Source organism: Microbacterium sp. 70-16 (assembly GCF_001898315.1).
Classification (GTDB): domain Bacteria; phylum Actinomycetota; class Actinomycetes; order Actinomycetales; family Microbacteriaceae; genus Microbacterium.
The window spans coordinates 87,339-105,665 of the sequence record NZ_MKTQ01000008.1 but is presented as its reverse complement, the minus strand read 5'-3'; the positions used below and the strand labels follow the sequence as shown (position 1 = coordinate 105,665).

15 protein-coding genes are annotated in these 18,327 nt (G+C 71.3%); 10 read left to right on the top strand and 5 right to left on the bottom strand.

All coding sequences use genetic code 11. The features are described from left to right. Position 1: 1 nt before the first annotated feature. From BGO46_RS01015 to BGO46_RS01005, 3 genes are read right to left on the bottom strand one after another with little or no spacing between them, the layout of a single operon-like run. Complete coding sequence (locus BGO46_RS01015; RefSeq protein ID WP_292674556.1) at positions 2-997, bottom strand: glycosyltransferase; 996 nt, start codon at positions 995-997, stop codon at positions 2-4. Positions 998-1,009: 12 nt separating this feature from the next. Continuing rightward, positions 1,010-2,326 carry an O-antigen ligase family protein gene (locus BGO46_RS01010; protein WP_292674558.1) on the bottom strand — a complete coding sequence of 439 codons (1,317 nt, stop codon included), beginning with the start codon at positions 2,324-2,326 and terminating at the stop codon, positions 1,010-1,012. 48 nt (positions 2,327-2,374) lie between these two features. Continuing rightward, complete coding sequence (locus BGO46_RS01005; protein WP_292674560.1) at positions 2,375-3,778, bottom strand: O-antigen ligase family protein; 1,404 nt, start codon at positions 3,776-3,778, stop codon at positions 2,375-2,377. Between the two features lie 41 nt (positions 3,779-3,819). On the opposite strand from BGO46_RS01005, the gene manA reads away from it, so the two are divergent. The 4 genes from manA (at position 3,820) to BGO46_RS00985 (ending at position 9,864) form a co-directional block, all read left to right on the top strand. Next, entirely contained in the window at positions 3,820-4,968 is a 1,149-nt protein-coding gene (gene manA / locus BGO46_RS01000; RefSeq protein WP_292674562.1) for a mannose-6-phosphate isomerase, class I, read from the top strand. 151 nt (positions 4,969-5,119) lie between these two features. After that, positions 5,120-5,437 carry a WhiB family transcriptional regulator gene (locus BGO46_RS00995; RefSeq protein ID WP_292674563.1) on the top strand — a complete coding sequence of 106 codons (318 nt, stop codon included), beginning with the start codon at positions 5,120-5,122 and terminating at the stop codon, positions 5,435-5,437. A gap of 105 nt (positions 5,438-5,542) precedes the next feature. Next, on the top strand, positions 5,543-8,470 hold the full coding sequence (locus BGO46_RS00990) for a glycosyltransferase (RefSeq protein ID WP_292674566.1): 2,928 nt from the start codon (positions 5,543-5,545) through the stop codon (positions 8,468-8,470). Beyond that, positions 8,467-9,864, top strand: a complete 1,398-nt coding sequence (locus BGO46_RS00985) for a DUF5719 family protein (protein WP_292674568.1) — start codon at positions 8,467-8,469, stop codon at positions 9,862-9,864. Before BGO46_RS00990 ends, BGO46_RS00985 begins: the two co-directional genes overlap by 4 nt. A 24-nt stretch (positions 9,865-9,888) precedes the next feature. Here the strand turns inward: BGO46_RS00985 and BGO46_RS00980 are convergent, their stop codons facing one another. Continuing rightward, a complete protein-coding gene (locus BGO46_RS00980) occupies positions 9,889-10,323 on the bottom strand; it encodes a metallopeptidase family protein (protein WP_292674570.1) in 435 nt (144 codons plus the stop codon). Between the two features lie 101 nt (positions 10,324-10,424). Here BGO46_RS00980 and BGO46_RS00975 point away from each other — a divergent pair, with 101 nt between their 5' ends. From BGO46_RS00975 to katG, 5 genes are all read left to right on the top strand, one after another. Then, positions 10,425-10,631, top strand: coding sequence for a DUF3499 family protein (locus BGO46_RS00975; RefSeq protein ID WP_292674572.1), 207 nt, complete (start codon positions 10,425-10,427; stop codon positions 10,629-10,631). A 46-nt stretch (positions 10,632-10,677) separates the two neighbouring features. Then, positions 10,678-12,156, top strand: coding sequence for an adenosylhomocysteinase (gene ahcY / locus BGO46_RS00970; RefSeq protein WP_292674574.1), 1,479 nt, complete (start codon positions 10,678-10,680; stop codon positions 12,154-12,156). A 252-nt stretch (positions 12,157-12,408) separates the two neighbouring features. Continuing rightward, positions 12,409-13,392 carry a DUF559 domain-containing protein gene (locus tag BGO46_RS00965; RefSeq protein WP_292674577.1) on the top strand — a complete coding sequence of 328 codons (984 nt, stop codon included), beginning with the start codon at positions 12,409-12,411 and terminating at the stop codon, positions 13,390-13,392. Positions 13,393-13,728: 336 nt separating this feature from the next. Further along, entirely contained in the window at positions 13,729-14,163 is a 435-nt protein-coding gene (locus tag BGO46_RS00960) for a Fur family transcriptional regulator (protein ID WP_292674579.1), read from the top strand. Positions 14,164-14,182: 19 nt separating this feature from the next. Continuing rightward, positions 14,183-16,453, top strand: a complete 2,271-nt coding sequence (gene katG, locus BGO46_RS00955; protein WP_292674580.1) for a catalase/peroxidase HPI — start codon at positions 14,183-14,185, stop codon at positions 16,451-16,453. A gap of 123 nt (positions 16,454-16,576) precedes the next feature. Here katG and aqpZ read toward each other — a convergent pair whose 3' ends face one another. Continuing rightward, positions 16,577-17,392, bottom strand: a complete 816-nt coding sequence (gene aqpZ / locus BGO46_RS00950; protein ID WP_292674583.1) for an aquaporin Z — start codon at positions 17,390-17,392, stop codon at positions 16,577-16,579. A 252-nt stretch (positions 17,393-17,644) separates the two neighbouring features. Between aqpZ and mtrA the strand changes: the two genes are divergently transcribed. After that, complete coding sequence (gene mtrA, locus BGO46_RS00945; protein WP_292674587.1) at positions 17,645-18,325, top strand: MtrAB system response regulator MtrA; 681 nt, start codon at positions 17,645-17,647, stop codon at positions 18,323-18,325. Positions 18,326-18,327: the final 2 nt, after the last annotated feature.

The following is an 18,327-nucleotide window of genomic DNA, read 5'->3' as shown; positions in this document are numbered from 1 at the left end:
CTCAGGCCCCCGCAGCAACCAGCGGCGGCATCGGCTGCCACTGCGGGTCGCGGGCGATGGCGCGGCCGTCGCGCAGGCCGCGGAACAGGTTCGACGTGCCGCGCACCTTGCGCTCGACGAACAGCAGGCGGATCAGCTCTTTGCCGAAGGTCAGGGCGGTGCCCAGGCCGAACAGCACGGGGTTGTAGACGCCCAGCGAGCGGTAGTAGCGCTTGATGATCGCGCGGTTGCGCATGATGTAGTAGCGATAGGCATCCGACGATGCGTTCATGTGGCGGATGCCCATGTCCCACTGCTTGATCTCGCGGGTGCGGCGCAGGACGAACTCGTTCACGATGACCGACGTCGTGATGCGCGACGCGAGCCAGCCGTAGGTCTGGTCGTCCCAGTAGATGAAGAAGCGCGGGTCGGGCAGACCGATCTGGGCCACGATGTCGCGGTGGATGAACATGCCCTCGAAGCAGCCCGAGTTCATCTCCTTGTAGCCCGACTCGTCGAAGGTGCTCGGCGCGAAGGGGATCGGGATACCCAGGGGCTCGGAGATCCGGTACTGCCAGTAGAACTCGCTGCCGTCGAAGTCGTAGCGGCGCCCCTGGATCGAGCGGAACCGCGGCGCCCACGCGCCCATGCGGGCCAGCCCATCGGGCATGACCTCGACGTCGTCGTCCATGAGCCACATCCACGTCGAGCCGAGCTCGTACGCGACGCGCATGCCCTCGCTGAATCCGCCCGAGCCGCCGGTGTTCTCATCGAGCCGGCGGTAGACGAGCTGCGTGCCGATCTTCTCGCGGTACGACTCGACGACGGCCGTGGTGTCGTCGGTGGAGGCGTTGTCGACGATCACGACGTGGCCCGGCTTGGGGTCCATCGCGGTGATGCTGTCGAGCAGGCGCGTGAGCAGGCCCGAGCGGTTGAACGTGACGATCGCGATCGTCGCACTCGCCGGTTCGAACCGTTCGGCGGTCGCCTCGTCGGGGCGTGAAGTGGGGATCGTCATGACCAGGTGATTCTACCCCGCGGGCAGTGTGGGAATCGTGCCGGTGGGAGCCGCGGTGCCCAGCCGCTCGCGCCAACCGCGTGATTGCCCGGCCCGCACGGCGCACAGGACGAGCAGCATCCACCCCACGCCGTACAGCGTGAACGACTCGAACACGCTTGTCACCGCGAGCGCGACGAGCGTCAGCGGCGTCCAGGCGTACACGACCGATCGTCGCTGGCTCGCGTCGACCCACGACCGCACGAGCGCGACGGCGCCCAGCGCGCAGATCAGCAGCAGCCCCGCCCACCCCAGCTGCAGCAGCGCATCGACGTACGCGTTCAGGGCGGTCGTGTGGTGCTCGCCGAGCAGCTGGTTCAGCGCCGCGAACGGCTGCTCGTCGACATCCCACGCGCCGAACCATCCCCAGCCCTGCACGGGCCGACGCCCCACGTAGAAGCGCGTCAGCGACCACAGCTGATTGCGCATCGCGAGGTCATCGGTCGCGCCCAGCAGATCGATGATGCGCGTGCGCAGCAGATAGAGGGTGATGGATGCGGCGGCGACGACGCCCGCCAGCGTCCACTGCACCGTGGGGCGCCGCTGCGGCGGCACCGATCGCACGAGCCACAGCGCCGCCGTCGCCGACCCGACGGCGACCGCGAGGATCAGCACCGTCGGCGACGCCGACAGCAACCCCAGCCCTGTCGCGAGCGACAGCGAGTACACCGAGAGCCCCGGGCGCACCGAGCGGGCGCGCATCTCGACCGCGAACGTGATGAGGGCGATGACCGCGATGAAGCCCAGCATGTTGCGCGTGCCGAAGATGCCCTGCACCGGCCCGAGCGAGGCGATGTTGCCCTGGATGCCCAGAAAACGGATGCCGCGGTCGAAGATGATCCCGCTGAGGATCTCGAGCACGAGCGACAGTGTCAACGCGACCCGCAGCACGTCACCGAGCGCGCGCACCGTCTGCAGCGTGTCGCGGACGTGCCCGATCGTGACGGCCAGGAACGCGACGCCAGCCATCGCGACCCAGCGCCAGAAGCTCGACGCCGGATCGGTGCTCCAGAACACGCTCGCGAACGCCCACGCGAGCACCATCAGCAGCGTCGTGGGCACGAGCCGCAGCAGCGAGATCTCCTCACGGCGCACCACGAGCACGCCCGCCGAGAGCACGCACAGCCCCACGATGATCGTGCGCAGCGTGACGGTGCCCGAGACGGCCTCGATCAGGTGCGAGCCGACGAGCGTCGCGAGGATCGCGAGCGTGAGCGCCCGCGCGAAATCCGCCGAGCCCAGCAGGCGCGACAGAGCGCGGGCGCCGGCGCTGCGGGCATCCGTCGTCATCGGCGCTCCGCTGTCATCGGCGCTCCGTCGTCATCGGTGCTGCAGGGGTCATCGTCCATCCCGTGGCGTCTCGCCCTGCTCGCCGACGAGCCGCTGTTCCGAGGGCCCGCGACCGATCAGTGGCGCCTGCTTGATCTTGAACGCGAGCATCACGATGAACATCCAGCCCCAGCCCACGAGCGGTCCCGTCTCGGCGAGGCCCTGCACGAGCACGACGGCGCCGACGAGCGTCGGCACGAGCGTCAGCGGCGAGTACGGGCGGTCGGCGACGAGGTCCCAGCGGGGGCGGTCGACCGCGAAGAACCACGAGCGCCACACGAACGCCGCGACGGTGAGCACGATGAGCACGAGCCCGATCGCGCCGAGCTGGAAGAACACGTCGAGCCACATGTTGTGCGCCTGCATGACGGTCTGACCGTGGTCGGTGATCCAGCCGTCGAAGAAGGCGTCGGTCGGCACCCACGGGGTCGAGAACCCCCAGCCGATCACGGGATGCTCGATCGCCTTGGCCCACACATCCGCCCAGATGCCCTCGCGGCCGGTCAGATCCGACGAGCGGCCGAGCAGCGTGAAGATCGAGTCGCGCGTGAGCCACAGCGCCGTCAGCCCGCCGAGGCCGACGACGGCGTAGGCGATGTAGTAGCGCGTGCGGCCGCCGGCGCGTGTCGAGGTGCGCATCAGCAGCACCGTGACGAGCACGACCACGACAGTGCCGGCGGTCAGCCACGCCGTCGCCGACCCTGCGCGCACGAACAGGACCGCGGCCAGCGCGAACCAGCCGACCAGCAGCGGGCGCCGCGGCGCGTGCGATGCCCACCGCACGGCGAAGATGATCATGCCCAGCAACGCCACGACGGCCAGCAGGTTGGCATTGCCGAACAGGCCTTGGATGCGCCCGCCCTCGAAGAGGTTGTCGCGCGACCAGTACACGATCGGGTCGTCGACCGGCCCGTCGGGCCGCACGAACTCGGGCAGCACCGGCCCGCCCCACACCAGTGACACCCACAGCTCGAAGACGATCGACAGCGCGAGGATCCACTTCAGCGCCGACGCGATCGCCCGCACGAGCTCACGCCAGGTGAGCACGGATCCGACGAACATCGCCTGCACCGTCGTCGCGAGCAGCAGCCCGAGCGTCAGCAGCGTCGCGGAGGGATACGCCGTCCAGGTGAGGGATGCCACCGCCCACGCGACGTACAGCGCCGCGAACCAGGGGAGGCGCGGCCACTGCACTTCGGGGCGCAGCACGATCCACAGCACGATCGAGACGATGGCTGAGCCGAACGCCGCGATCCCCGCGCCGATCGTCCCGAACGCCATCAGCCAGGACGTGCCTGCGAGGGCGGCGGCGATCACGAAGATGCACCATCCGCGCAGCAGCAGATGACCCGTCTTCTCCCGGATCGGCGCGGTGGGCGGCGCCGAGACGGGGTGCTGGGTTTGGACGGCCATGGTCACATCAGGCTATCGCGGGCGAGCCATAAGCTGAGGGCATGCTGATCGCGATCACCAACACGCCGCGGGACTACTCCTGGGGCTCCGTCGACCTCATCGCAGGCCTCGAGGGCCGCACGCCCACCGGTGCTCCGGAAGCGGAGATCTGGTACGGCGACCACCCGGGCAGCCCGTCGCGGGTCGTGGGCACCGAGACGACGCTGGATGCCGCGCTGACAAGCGCCGCCGAGCCCGCCCTCCCGTTCCTCATGAAGCTCCTCGCCGCCGGGTCGTCGCTGTCGATCCAGGCCCACCCGACCAAGGCACAGGCCGTCGCGGGCTTCGCACGCGAAGAGCAGTCCGGTCTGCCGCGCGACGCCGGCGACCGCCTCTACCGCGACGACAACCACAAGCCGGAGATCATCGTCGCGTTGAGCGACCCCTTCCGTGCGCTCGTCGGACTGCGCCCGGTCGCCGCGACCCGACGTCTGCTGGCGCGGCTCGCGGGCGGCCCCGCGATCGCGCACCTGGACGGACTGCTGGCGGATGCCGACGAAGAGCACGGCCTGCGCGCAGCGCTCGAGTGGGCCCTGTCGCAGGCCACCGACGCCGACGTGGCCGAGCTGACGGCGGCGCTCGGTGCGTCGGATGACGCGGAGTTCGCGCCCGAGATCACGGCGCTGCGCGCCGCGGCATCCGACTTCCCCGGCGACCGCGGCCTCTACGTCGCCCTCCTCATGAACCTCGTGACGCTTCGCCCCGGCGACGCGCTGTTCGCCCCCGCCGGCGTGCTGCACGCCTACCAGTCCGGCCTCGGCGTCGAGCTGATGGCGGCCAGCGACAACGTGCTGCGCGGCGGCCTCACACCCAAGCACGTCGACGTGCCCGAACTGCTCGCCGTGCTCGATGCGACCGCCGGGCCGGCACCGCTCGTCATCCCTCGCGAGGTCGCGCCGGGCGTCGTCGAGTACGCCGTCGCCGTCCCCGACTTCGCGCTCACGCGCGTGACGGCGGCCGGCGCCCCCGTGCCCGTCGCCCTGCGGGGCCCGGCGATCGTGCTGGCGACCGCCGGCGAGGTCACGGCATCCGACGGCACGGATGCCGTGACGCTGGCCCCCGGCCGCGCCGTCTACGTCGGCGGCGGCAGCGACGAGGTCGTCCTCTCCGGCGTCGGCGAGGCGTTCGTCGCCCAGCGCGGCGAGGCGTGAGCCGCACCCGCGACACGCCGGGCGTGGCGCGGGTGAAGGTTCAATCACGCCTTGAGGGTTTAACATCTGCGACTTGACCCCAGCGAATGACAGCGGTGTAATTATTCCAACACGCGGACGAGCGTGACGGGAATCGACGGGGGAGAGCGCTATGACGGGTTACCGTTCCGGGGTTCCTGAGAACTGGTTCGTCGATCCGGTGGACCTGGGCGTCCCCGGTGTGCGACGCCAAGAACCGGCAGAAGCCGACAGCACTCTGGCCTGGCAGGCCGACGCGCTGTGCGCACAGACCGATCCGGAGGCGTTCTTCCCTGAGAAGGGCGGCTCGACGCGCGACGCGAAGCGCATCTGCACGACGTGCGACGTGCGCGGCGAATGCCTCGAGTACGCGTTGCAGAACGACGAGCGCTTCGGCATCTGGGGCGGTCTCAGCGAGCGCGAGCGCCGCAAGCTCAAGCGCCGCGCCTGAGCGGCGGCATCGGCGCGATCGCGCGCCGAACCTCACGGACCAAACCACGGCGATCAGGCGTGGCGGGCGGGATGATCCGGTGGGGCCGCATAGGCTGACCAGGTCATGCCCGCCCGAGTCCATGCGCTGCTGGTCGTCCGCCCCGAGGGGCGCGTAGCCGCAGACATCCATCTGCAACGGACGCTCACTGCGCTCCGTGCACAGTCGCGCCCCGTCGACGCGCTGACGATCGTGCTGTGCGACGCCGACGAATCCGTGCGTGCGGTCGCCGCGGCATCCCACGCCGAAGGCGTCATCACCGCCGACCGGCGCACGAGCTTCGCTCAGGCCGTCGCACTCGGTTCGCACCGCCTCGAGGGTGACGCCATCTGGCTGCTGACCCACGACGCGACGCCCGAGCCCGACGCCCTCGCGCGGCTCGCCGGCGCGCTCGAGACCGCGCCGTCGGTCGCGTTCGCGGCGCCCAAGCTCGTCCGCGCCGACGAGAAGGACCGCATCGTGTCGCTCGGCGTGTCGATGACACGGTTCGGTCGGACGGTCGGCCTCGCCGACGGCGAGCACGACCAGGGTCAGTACGACGGCAGCGAGGATGTCCTCGGCACCGACATCCGCGGCGTGCTCGTGCGTGCCGACGCGTGGCAACAGCTCGCCGGCATCGACGCGGCCCTCGCGGGCGCCGATGAAGGCCTCGACTTCGGCATCCGTGCGCGCCTGCGCGGTGGGCGCATCGTGCTGGCGCCGACGGCGCTCGTCGCGATCGCAGGTTCGAACCCCTCGCCGCTGCGCGCCGCGTATGCGCAGCGCACGGCCCAACTGCACCGCCGTCTCGTCTACGCCCCCGCCGTGGCCGTCCCGCTGCACTGGCTGACACTTCTACCACTCGCGCTGCTGCGCTCGCTCGGTGCGCTTCTCGGCAAGCGGCCGTCGCGCATCCTGCCCGAATGGGGCGCGGCGCTGACCGCGATGTTCCGACTCGGCGGCGTCGCGCGCGCGCGCCGAGGCATCCGCACCGGTCGCGTCGTCTCGTGGGCGCGGCTTGCCCCGCTGCGGGTCAGCTCGACCGAACTGCGGCACCGCCTCGACGACGAGATCCCGGCGGGCTCCGGCCGCGGCGAACTGCACTTCTTCAGCGGCGGCGGCGCATGGATCGTGCTGGCCGCACTCGTGGTCTCGGTCGTCGCGTTCCTGTCGCTGCTGGCCTGGCCGGTGCTCGGCGGTGGCGCGCTCGCCCCGCTGCGGGCGACCGTCGGCGCGCTGTGGGAGGATGCCGCGTTCGGCCTGCGCCCGCTCGGCTGGGCCACGAGCGGGGCTGCCGACCCGTTCAGTGCCGTCGTCGCGGTCATCGGTTCGCTGTCGCCGTCCGCACCGTCGAAGGCGATCGTCGTGCTGTGGGTGCTCGCCCTGCCGCTGGCCGCCCTCGGCGGCTGGTTCGCCGCGACCCGGTTCAGTGACCGCGCGATCGTCCGCGCTGTCGCCGCCGTCGCGTGGGCGCTCGCCCCCACTCTGCTCGACGCGCTCGTCACGGGGCGCCCGACGGTCGTCATCCTGCACCTGCTGCTGCCCTGGCTGCTGTGGACGGCTGCCGTCGCGCACCGCTCGTGGAGTGCGGCCGGTGTGGCATCCATCGTCGCGGTCGCCGTCGTCGCGTGCGCGCCCTCGATCGCGCCGGCACTCGTGCTGCTGTGGGTCATCGCGCTGCTGCTGACGGCCACCGTCGGGCGCGGCGCGGGACTCGCGCGCGTCATCTGGCTCGTGATCCCGACGGCCGTCGTGTTCGCGCCGCTGGTCTGGCAGCGGCTGCGTGCGGGCGAAGCGTGGGCGCTGCTGGCCGACCCCGGGGTGCCGCTCGCCGATTCCGGCCCACTCGATGCCGGCCGCCGACTGCTGCTCGCTCTCGGATTCCCGCAGGCGGACGGCTGGGCGGCACTGTCGGGCACCGAGATCGCCGTCTGGACGCCCGTGCTGGTCGCGCCGCTGCTGGTCCTCGCGATCGCCGCACCCATCATCGGACGCATCGTGCCCGCCGCCGTGCTCGCGATCGCCGGGCTCGCCGGGCTCGCGACCGCGATCGGCGCGCTCGGGATCACCGTGGCATCCGACGGTGCGACGCCTGTCGCGCTGTGGCCGGGAGCCGCGATCAGCCTCTACTGGCTCGCCGCGGTCTGCGCCGCCGCGCTCGCGCTCGACGCCCTGCCCGACCGCGTGCACCTGCGCCCGAACCTCGCGGCGCTCGTCATGCTGACCCTCGCGGCGAGTGCCGTTCCCGCGTTGACCGCGCCGCTGCGCGGCGCCGCCGACATCACCGAGGCATCCAGCAGCACCCTGCCGGCCTACGTCGAAGCCGAGGGGCGCGACGGCCTGTCGACGGCGACGTTCATCCTCACGCCGACCGGCGACGGCGCCGTCATCACCGACGTCGTCTGGGGCGAGACGGCGTCACTGGGTGGGCAGACGACGCTGCGGTCGGCGCGCACGGCACCGGATGCCGGTGACGAGCTCACCGCGCAGTACGCCGCACAGCTGATCACCGACCCCGATGGCCCCGTCATCGAGGAGCTCGCGGCGCACGGCATCGCCTTCATCCTGCTCGACGACAGCGCGCCGGGAACGGATGCCGCAGACGGCATCCGCAGCGAAGCAGAGAGCACGCTCGACCAGCGCGCCGACCTCGAGATCGTCGGGGAGACCGCGCGCGGCAAGCTGTGGCGCGTGACGTCTGAGGTCACCGACCGGCCAGCGACGCCGGCGGGGGAGATCTGGCGCGTCGCGCTGCTGCAGGGCGGGATCATCCTCGCCGCGCTGCTGCTGGCGCTGCCGACGCGGCTCTCGCTCGCGCAGGCGCGCCGCCGCCCGCGCGTCGTGGGGCTCGCGCGGCCGCGCCGCGCCGCGTCGCGGCGGGTGCCGGCCACCGCGACGGGGGCTGTGCCGGCCGCTGCCGCGCCGGCTGCCGCCGAGCCGCGTGCCGACGCCGAGCCGCGTGCCGACGCATCGCCTGCCGCCGCCGGGCCGCCGGCCGAGGGAGGATCCGCATGAGCGCCATGTCTGCGGCCCGCACAGCCAGTGTCGCGGTCGGCGTCGTCGTCGCGGCCGCGTTGGTAGCCGCCGCCGTCCTGTTCGTCACGGTCGACGCCCCGGGCATCACCCGTGAGCCCGTCTCGCTGTCGGCGCAGCCGCCCGCCACGGCATCCGTCGCCACCTGCACCGGGCCGCTGCTCGCGAGCGGACGCGACTCGACGCAGGCATCGCTGCTGACGGATGCCGCGGCGCAGAACGTCACCGCGAGCGCGGCTGCTGCCCCGATCGACATCGCGACGCTCTCGCCGCAGAACGTCACCGACGGCGCCGGCCCTTCGGCGGTCACGGCACAGCCCGTCGACGGCGCACGCACCGACCTCGCTGCGGCCGGCTCCGCGCAGCTCGACGACGACGATCTCGCCGGGTTCGCCGCATCGGCGTGCGTGCGCTCGTCGATGGACTCGTGGCTCGTCGCGGGATCCGCGACGACAGGCGCCGCCGACCTCGTCGTGCTCGGCAACCCGGGCGACGTCGCGGCGCTCGTGACCCTCACCGTGTACGGCTCGACGGGGCTGGTCGCTCCGCCCGCCGGTGCCGAAATCGTCGTCGCGCCTGGCACGCAGCGGGTCATCCCGCTCGCAGCCCTCGCCCTCGGCGAAGAGAACCCCATCGTCCGCGTGACCTCGACGCAGGCGCCCGTGCAGGCATCCCTGCAGGCGAGCCTCACGCGCGTGCTCACCCCCGGCGGAGTCGATCAGATCGCCGCTGTCGGGGCGCCCGACACGTCCCTGGTCATCCCCGGGGTGCGTGTCGCGCTGGCGCCCGATGACCCGGACGCGAGCGACATCCCGACGACGCTGCGGCTGGTGGCGCCGGCATCCGACGGCACCGCCACCGTCACGATCCGCTCCGCCTCCGGTGCTGCCGGCGAGCCGCACGTCGTGCCGCTGACGGCGGGAGTGCCCCTGCAACTCGACCTCACCGGCCTCGCCGTCGGCACCTACACCGTCAGTGTGTCGGCGACGACGCCGATCACGGGCGGCGTCTGGGCGACGACCGGTTTCACCGCCGGTAGCGACTTCGGCTGGTTCACGGGGGCGGCGCTGCTGACCGAGCCTGCGCTGGTTGCCGTCGCCGACGGGCCGTCGCCGGTGCTGACCCTCGCGGCAGACGAGGGCGACGACCAGACCGTCACGGTCACCGCAGCGGACGGCGGCGACGCGCGCGACGTGGTCGTGCCGTCAGGAGCAAGCGTCGACGTGTCGGTCACCGCGGGTAGCGTCTATCGCATCGACGCGGGCTCGGGTGCCGTGCGCGCCGCGATCTCGTACGCGGCCGACGGGGCGCTCGCCGGATACCCGGTGCAGCCGGGGGATGCCGCGGCGGCCGCCATCCTCGTGTACCCGCGCTGACCCGCGGGTCGGCGCGACGCGGGGTCAGAAGTAGCGGAAGCGCTCGGGGCCGAGGTCCCACGGATCGCGGTCGAGGTATTCGGCCGCCGCCCGGAACACGCAGCTCTCGATCTGCATGCGCCGGTGCAGGTCGTCGTCGTGGTGCAAGTCGCCGAGCCGCTCGATGGGCAGGCGGTAGAGGACGATCCGCCGCTCGTCGGGGTGGACGCTCCAGCGCGGGATGCCGTCGTCATCGGACGCGAGTGGCATGAGCCCGACCTCGAAGCGCACCTCGCGCAGTTCGGGCCACGCGCTGCGCAGGAACTCGGCCGCCGTGCCGACGGTGAAGTCGAACCGCTCCTCGCGGGTTTCGAGCGGCAGCAGCGGCGGGCGCACGACGGGGCTGCGGCCTTCGCGACCGTGTCGGCCGTGCCGCGCGGGCCTGCGCGCTGTGGTGCGCGCCGGGCGCCGCCTGATCATGGCATCCAGTCTAGGTCGCGGGGTGCCGGGATCGGCCCCGGATGCCACCGCGGCGGCGCGGCATCCGGCGCCTCGTCCACGGCGCGACTAGCGTGGCGGTGATGCGAACCAGACTGTGCTCGAAGGTGGGCTGCGCCCGCGAGGCTGTGACGACCCTGACGTACGATTACGCCGACCAGATGGCTGCGCTCGGTCCGCTCGGTGCAGCAGGCGACCCGCACGCGCACGACCTCTGCGCGATCCACACCGACCGGCTGTCGGTGCCCAAGGGCTGGCTCGTCGTCCGCCACGAGACGCTGCGCGTCTGAGATCCCGCGTTCGGTGGCACGCCCCTCCGGATGGGAGAATGGCGGGATGCCGAACGCCACCGCCACCACGCCCGATTTCGTCGTCGCCGATCTGAGCCTCGCCGAGGCCGGCCGTCACCAGCTGCGCCTCGCCGAGAACGAGATGCCGGGACTCATGGCGCTGCGCGAGGAGTTCGGCCCTTCGCAGCCGCTCGCCGGCGCCCGCATCGCGGGATCGCTGCACATGACGGTGCAGACCGCCGTGCTCATCGAGACCCTCGTCGCGCTCGGCGCGCAGGTGCGCTGGGCCAGCTGCAACATCTTCTCCACGCAGGACGAAGCCGCGGCCGCCGTCGCGGTCGGCCCGACCGGCACGCTCGAGCACCCCGCCGGCATCCCCGTCTTCGCCTTCAAGGGCGAGACGCTCGAGGAGTACTGGCAGCTCGCCGACCGCATCTTCGACTGGTCGGCCGAGGGCTTCGACGGACCGAACCTCATCCTCGACGACGGCGGTGACGCGACCCTGCTCGTGCACAAGGGCGTGGAGTTCGAGAAGGCGGGGGCGGTGCCCGCGGCATCCGACGCCGATTCTGCGGAGTACCGCATCGTGCTCGACACCCTGCGCGCGAGCCTCGCGCGCGACCCGCAGCGCTTCACGCGCATGGCGGCGGGCATCCTCGGTGTGACCGAGGAGACCACGACCGGCGTCCACCGCCTGTACGAGCTGGCCGCGGCCGGGCAGCTGTTGTTCCCCGGGATCAACGTCAACGACTCGGTGACCAAGAGCAAGTTCGACAACAAGTACGGCATCCGCCATTCGCTGCCTGACGGCATCAACCGCGCGACCGACGTGCTGATCGGCGGCAAGGTCGCCTACGTCGTCGGCTACGGCGACGTGGGCAAGGGCGCGGCCGAGGCGCTGCGCGGCCAGGGCGCGCGCGTCATCATCGGCGAGATCGACCCGATCTGCGCCCTGCAGGCCGCGATGGACGGCTTCCAGGTCGCGCGGCTCGACGACGTCGCGGGGGACGTCGACATCCTCATCACCGGAACGGGCAACACGCGCGTCGTCACCGTCGAGAACCTGCAGCAGCTCAAGCACCTCGCGATCGTCGGCAACGTCGGCCACTTCGACGACGAGATCGACATCGCGGGTCTCGAGGCGCTACCGGGTGTCGAGAAGATCGAGATCAAGCCGCAGGTGCACGAGTATCGACTGCCTGCCAGCCCCGCAGGCGGTCCCGGTCGGAGCGTTCTGGTGCTGTCGGAGGGGCGCCTGCTGAACCTGGGGAACGCGACGGGGCATCCCTCGTTCGTCATGAGCGCGTCGTTCACGAACCAGGTGCTCGCCCAGATCGAGCTGTTCACGAAGATCGAGGAGTACCCCGTCGGCGTGTACGTGCTGCCGAAGGTGCTCGACGAGAAGGTCGCGCGCCTGCACCTGGCCGCCCTCGGGGTCGAGCTCACGGAGCTCACTGACGAGCAGGCCGCCTACATCGGCGTGCCCGTCGAGGGCCCGTACAAGCTCGAGCACTACCGCTACTGAGCGCCTGATCGCCGCCCGGGGCTGCTGGCGCTGGTCCGGGGCATCCCCTCGTGTTTGGGGTCGCGTGTCGTCGGCTGCCCTGAAGTTTGGGGTCGCGTGTGGTCGCCTCGCGACGCGTGACCCGACAGCACGAGACCCCAAACCTGCGACGACATCGGCTCCTCCACAATGGGGAATTCTGGCCAGGCGTCCACAGATGTGGGTCTGGGCCCGCCGCGCGCCGCTGCGATCGAGCAGGGTGTGGGGATGCCCATGCCACCGCACCCCCTGCCCGAGTCACTCGGCGAGGGCTTTGCGTGCGCGCAGGCCCGCTGCGCCGGAGTCAGCCCGCGACGGCTGCGCGCGGGCGATCTCGAGCGGCCGTTCCGCGGTGCCCGTCTGCGGCGTGAGCCGGAGACGGCGGCGTCGGATGCCCCGGATGAGCCCCTCGAGCTCGACCGCAGGATCCGCCGCGCAATCCTGCGTCGAGCGCGCGCGTACGCGGCCGTCGCGCCCGCCGGGTCGTTCTTCATCGGCCCGGTCGCCCTCGCCGCGCACGATCTGCCGCTGCGCACCGGGTGGGAGGGGGCAGCTCTGACGGTCGCGGCGTACCCGCCGCGGCACGCGCCTCGCGCGCGTGGCATCCACGGCACGAAGGTGTCGCCGCGGATGGTGCGCACGTGCGTGGTCGACGGCCTGCGCGTCGCGGATCCCGCCACGGCGTGGGCGCTGTGCGCCGACCACCTCGACGTCGACGCACTCGTCGTGCTCGGCGACGCGATCGTGCGCATCCCGCGCGACGACCGCGGGCGCCCGCGGCCAGCACAGCAGAAGGCGACCATCGAAGCCCTACGGGCCGCGGCGCTCGTGCCGTGGCGTCGGGGCCGCGAGCGACTGCTCGCCGCGCTGGAACTCATCCGAGTGGGCAGCATGTCGCCGCTGGAGACAGACTTCCGCCTCGTGACGGCGCGCGCGGGCCTGCCCGAACCCGAACTCGACGTCGAGATCCGTGACGATGCGGGCCGGCTGATCGGCATCGTCGACGCGGTGTATCGCGAGCAACGCGTCATCGTCGAGGTCGAAGGCCGCCATCACGCGACGAGTGACCGGCAGTGGAACCGCGACCTCGACAAGTACGCCGCCCTCGCGGCGGCCGGCTGGGAGGTCATCCGCGTGACCTCGCGCCACATTCGGGGCGAGAATCCCCGCGTTGTCGCGCTCGTTGCCGAAGCTCTCGCGAGACGCGCGGTGCGCTGACCCGGGCATCCCCTCGTGTGTGGGGTCGCGTGCTGTCGTCTGCCTTGATGTTTGGGGTCGCGTGTGGTCGCCTGCCCTGAAGTTTGGGGTCGCGTGCGGTCGCCTGCCCTGAAGTTTGGGGTCGCGTGCGGTCGCCTCGCCGCGCCTGAGGCGACCACATGTGACCCCAAAAGTCGCCTCGCGGCGCGGGAGGTCGCCTGGCTGGAAGTTTGGGGTCGCGTGTCGTCGCCTCGCGGCGCATGACCCGGCAATACGCGACCCCAAACCAGCCGGGGCAGACAAAGTTCACCAGGACTTCTTTTGAAAGACTCAAAAGAAGAAGCTAGGGTGGATGCCATGACCGCGACCGCTCCGCTCGACGCCGCTGAGGCGATGCGCGGCGCGGGCCTGCGCGTCACCGAGTCGCGCACGGCCGTCTACTCCGCGCTGCTCGACCAGCCGCACGCGAGCGCCGACGCGATCTTCGCGGCGATCGCCGCCGACCTGCCGCGCACGAGTCTGCAGTCGGTTTACAACGCGCTGGGCGACTTCGCCGACGCGGGGATCGTGCGGCGCATCGAGCCTGCCGGGCAATCGATGCTGTTCGAGCTGCGCACGGGCGACAACCACCACCACCTGGTGTGCACCTCGTGCGGCGCCGTCGAGGACGTCGACTGTGCCGTCGGCCACGCTCCGTGCCTCACTCCGTCGCACGCCCACGGCTTCACGATCTCCACCGCCGAGGTCACGTACTGGGGCCTGTGCCCCGCGTGCGCCGCGGCCGCCGCATGAACCCCGAGGAAGGAAACCCATGACCGAGAACGACCCGTCCATCGCCGGCATCGGCGAGGATGTGACCGACATCGACCAGTCGGTGACCGTCACCGACGAGCCGGCCGAGCAGGCCGGCGCCTGCCCCGTCATCCACGCGATGCCGCACCCGACGACGGGTTCGGCCAACCGGGTGTGGTGGCCGAACCAGCTGAACCTGAAGATCCTCGCGAAGAACTCCGAGGCGCGTAGCCCGCTGGCATCCGACTTCGACTACGCGGCCGCGTTCGAGGCCCTTGACCTCGCCGCCGTCAAGGCGGACATCGCGCAGACCCTCACCACGAGCCAGGACTGGTGGCCCGCCGACTTCGGCAACTATGGCCCCCTCATCATCCGCATGGCGTGGCACGCGGCCGGCACCTACCGTGTCACCGACGGCCGCGGCGGTGCGGGCACCGGTCAGCAGCGCTTCGCCCCGCTGAACAGCTGGCCCGACAACGTCGGCCTCGACAAGGCACGCCGCATCCTCTGGCCCATCAAGAAGAAGTACGGCCAGTCGCTGTCGTGGGGCGACCTCATGATCCTCGCGGGCAACGTCGCGCTCGAGACGATGGGCTTCGAGACCTTCGGCTTCGCCGGTGGACGCCCGGATGTGTGGGAGCCGGACGACGACGTGTACTGGGGCTCGGAGACCGAGTGGCTCGGCACCGACCGCCGCTACTCGGGCGACCGTGACCTCGAGAAGCCCCTCGCGGCCACGACGATGGGCCTCATCTACGTGAACCCCGAGGGGCCGGAGGGCGTGCCCGACCCGATCGCCGCGGCGCACGACATCCGCGAGACGTTCGCCCGCATGGCGATGGATGACGAAGAGACCGTCGCCCTCATCGCCGGTGGACACACCTTCGGCAAGACCCACGGCGCGGCCCCCGACTCGCACCTCGAGGACAACCCCGAGGCGGCCGGTCTCGAGCGCCAGGGCCTCGGCTGGAAGAACAACTACGCCTCGGGCAAGGGCGACGACCAGATCACCTCGGGCCTCGAGGTCACCTGGACCTACCACCCGACCCGCTGGGACAACGAGTTCTTCCACATCCTGTACGCGTACGAGTGGGAGCTGTTCCAGAGCCCCGCCGGCGCGAACCAGTGGCGACCCAAGAACGGCGCCGGCGACGGACTCGTGCCGCTCGCGCACGACGCGTCGAAGACGCGCGAGCCCCGCATGCTGACGACCGACCTGTCGCTGCGCTTCGACCCCGAGTACGCGAAGATCTCGGCGCGCTTCCGCGACGACCCCGACGCGTTCTCGGACGCGTTCGCGCGGGCCTGGTTCAAGCTCACGCACCGTGACATGGGCCCCGCCGCCCGGTACCTCGGCCCCGAGGTGCCCACCGAAGAGCTCATCTGGCAGGACCCGGTGCCCGCACCGGGCGATGACCTGATCGATGCGGCCGACGCGGCAGCCCTCAAGGCGAAGATCCTGGAGTCCGGCCTGTCGGTCGGCGAGCTCGTGTCGGTCACGTGGGCCGCGGCATCCACCTTCCGCGGCAGCGACAAGCGCGGCGGCGTCAACGGCGCTCGCATCCGCCTCGCCCCGCAGAAGGACTGGGCGGCCAACAACCCGGCGCAGCTGCAGAAGGTGCTGGGCGTACTCGAGGGTGTCAAGGCCGAGTTCGACCAGGGCGGCAAGACCGTGTCGCTGGCCGACCTGATCGTCCTGGCGGGCAACGCCGCGGTCGAGAAGGCGGCGGCGGATGCCGGAGTGAGCGTGGAGATCCCGTTCCACGCAGGGCGCACGGATGCCTCGCAGGAGCAGACCGACGCCACGTCGTTCGGCTACCTCGAGCCGGTCGCCGACGGGTTCCGCAACTACCAGGGCCCGGCCGCGTCGATGCCCGCCGAGTACCACCTCATCGACAAGGCCAACCTGCTGACGCTGACCGCGCCGGAGACGACGGTCCTCGTCGGCGGCCTGCGCGTGCTCGGTGCCAACTGGGATGGCTCGGACTACGGTGTGTTCACCGACCGGCCGGGCGTGCTCACGAACGACTTCTTCGTGAACCTGCTCGACCTCGGCACGACCTGGACGCCGCTCGACCCCGGCAGCCATGCCTTCGCCGGCGTGAAGGAGGGCTCGGGCGAGAAGGTCGGCGTCGGCACGCGTGTCGACCTGCTGTTCGGCTCGAACTCCGAGCTGCGCGCGCTCGCCGAGGTGTACGCCTCGGATGATGCCACGGAGAAGTTCGTGCGCGACTTCGCGGCAGCCTGGGGCAAGGTCACCGAGCTCGATCGGTTCGACCTGCACCGCTGAGCGAACCCCGGGCAGGCGCGGCACCGCGTCAACGCGACATCGCAACACCGCATCAACACGAAGGCCCGTTCCCACCGGGGGAACGGGCCTTCGTGGCATCCGACCGGATGCCGAATGGACCGGTCAGGCCTTCGTGGAGAACAGCGCGCGGTGCAGCAGGCCTGCGAGAAGACCACCCACGATCGGGAACACGATGAACACCCACAGCTGCGCCAGCGCATCGCCGCCGCCGTAGATCGCCGCGGCCAGCGATCGGGCCGGGTTGACCGAGGTGTTGTCGACCGGGATCGAGATGAGGTGGATCAGCGTCAGCGTCAGACCGATCACGAGGCCTGCGATCGTCGCGTTGCCCCGCGTCGCGTGCGTGACGCCGAGGATCACCAGCACGAAGACGGCCGTCAGCACGATCTCGATCGTGATGGCCGAGCCGAGTCCGAACCCGCCCGGCGAGTGGTCGCCGAAGCCGTTGCTCGCGAAGCCGCCGTCCTGAGCTGTGGCGAGCCAGCCGTCCGGGCCGAACACGCCGACGAGCGCGATGATGCTCGTCGCGATCACGCCGCCGACCAGCTGCGCGATGATGTAGCCGATGGTGTCCTTCCACGCGAAGCGGCCCGCTGCGGCCAAGCCCAGCGTGATGGCCGGGTTGAAGTGGCCACCCGAGATGGGACCCCACGCGTACGCGCCGGCGACGACCGTGAGGCCGAAGGCGAGCGCGACGCCGACATAGCCGACGCCGACGGGGAAGCCGTTGTCAGCGAGCCCGTTGTTGGCGGCGAACAGCGCCGTGCCGACGCCGCCGAAGACGAGCAGGAACGTTCCCGCCGCCTCCGCGGCGAGTTTCGTGGAGGTCGCCGGCGCCGGTGCGCCGCCTCCGGCCGAGGGAGAGTGTTCGAGTCGCGTCGGAGCGACGCGCTTTTCGGGGCGGGGGTCGGTGCTCATGAGTGAGGTCCTTTCGCAGAGACTGCCTCTGTTCGCGATTGTGCACCCTTTGCGCCGCCCGCTGCAGTGCGTGCGCGATTGTGTACCCGCGTGTCGCGGTGTGTCAGAAGGTGTCGTGGCGGTGTCGCACGGGCGCGGATATCCGCCCGGGCCGCAGTGGCAGGGCATTTCCAGCGAGGCGTTCGATACTGTAGCGATGGCATCGAATGATGCACGCGCATGGGCGCCCACCCGAAGGACGAACTCTCCGCTATGACTTCTCGCATCCTCGTCGTCGACGATGACACCGCGCTCGCGGAGATGATCGGCATCGTGCTGCGCACCGAGGGCTTCGAACCGGTGTTCTGCGCCGACGGCGCTGCGGCGGTGGATGCCTGGCGCACCCAGCGCCCCGACCTGGTGCTCCTCGACCTCATGCTGCCCGGAATGGACGGCATCGAGATCTGCACGCGCATCCGCGCCGAATCGGGTGTGCCGATCATCATGCTGACCGCCCGCACCGACACCGCCGACGTCGTCCGCGGCCTCGAGTCGGGGGCCGACGACTACATCGTCAAGCCGTTCAACCCGAAAGAGCTCGTCGCGCGCATCCGCACCCGGCTGCGCCCGGGCGCGCAGCCCGAGAGCGAGTCCCTGCGGGTCGGCGACGTCGTCGTCGACGTCGCGGCGCACGAGGTGCGGCGCGGTGAAGAGCCGATCGCCCTGACGCCGCTCGAGTTCGAGCTGCTGGTGGCACTGGCATCCCGTCCGCAGCAGGTGTTCTCGCGCGAGATGCTGCTCGAACAGGTGTGGGGCTACCACTACAAGGCCGACACCCGCCTGGTCAACGTGCACGTGCAGCGGTTGCGCGCCAAGGTCGAGATCGATCCCGACAATCCGAAGATCGTCATGACGGTTCGCGGAGTGGGCTACCGCGCCGGCGCGGTGGTGTGAGC

Bases quoted from the DNA above. Each gene is read 5' to 3' on its own strand.
- BGO46_RS01015 (WP_292674556.1), bottom strand. From the start codon at position 997: ATGACGATCCCCACTTCACGCCCCGACGAGGCGACCGCCGAACGGTTC.
- BGO46_RS01010 (WP_292674558.1), bottom strand. From the start codon at position 2,326: ATGACGACGGATGCCCGCAGCGCCGGCGCCCGCGCTCTGTCGCGCCTG.
- BGO46_RS01005 (WP_292674560.1), bottom strand. From the start codon at position 3,778: ATGGCCGTCCAAACCCAGCACCCCGTCTCGGCGCCGCCCACCGCGCCG.
- manA (WP_292674562.1), top strand. From the start codon at position 3,820: ATGCTGATCGCGATCACCAACACGCCGCGGGACTACTCCTGGGGCTCC.
- BGO46_RS00995 (WP_292674563.1), top strand. From the start codon at position 5,120: ATGACGGGTTACCGTTCCGGGGTTCCTGAGAACTGGTTCGTCGATCCG.
- BGO46_RS00990 (WP_292674566.1), top strand. From the start codon at position 5,543: ATGCCCGCCCGAGTCCATGCGCTGCTGGTCGTCCGCCCCGAGGGGCGC.
- BGO46_RS00985 (WP_292674568.1), top strand. From the start codon at position 8,467: ATGAGCGCCATGTCTGCGGCCCGCACAGCCAGTGTCGCGGTCGGCGTC.
- BGO46_RS00980 (WP_292674570.1), bottom strand. From the start codon at position 10,323: ATGATCAGGCGGCGCCCGGCGCGCACCACAGCGCGCAGGCCCGCGCGG.
- BGO46_RS00975 (WP_292674572.1), top strand. From the start codon at position 10,425: ATGCGAACCAGACTGTGCTCGAAGGTGGGCTGCGCCCGCGAGGCTGTG.
- ahcY (WP_292674574.1), top strand. From the start codon at position 10,678: ATGCCGAACGCCACCGCCACCACGCCCGATTTCGTCGTCGCCGATCTG.
- BGO46_RS00965 (WP_292674577.1), top strand. From the start codon at position 12,409: ATGCCACCGCACCCCCTGCCCGAGTCACTCGGCGAGGGCTTTGCGTGC.
- BGO46_RS00960 (WP_292674579.1), top strand. From the start codon at position 13,729: ATGACCGCGACCGCTCCGCTCGACGCCGCTGAGGCGATGCGCGGCGCG.
- katG (WP_292674580.1), top strand. From the start codon at position 14,183: ATGACCGAGAACGACCCGTCCATCGCCGGCATCGGCGAGGATGTGACC.
- aqpZ (WP_292674583.1), bottom strand. From the start codon at position 17,392: ATGAGCACCGACCCCCGCCCCGAAAAGCGCGTCGCTCCGACGCGACTC.
- mtrA (WP_292674587.1), top strand. From the start codon at position 17,645: ATGACTTCTCGCATCCTCGTCGTCGACGATGACACCGCGCTCGCGGAG.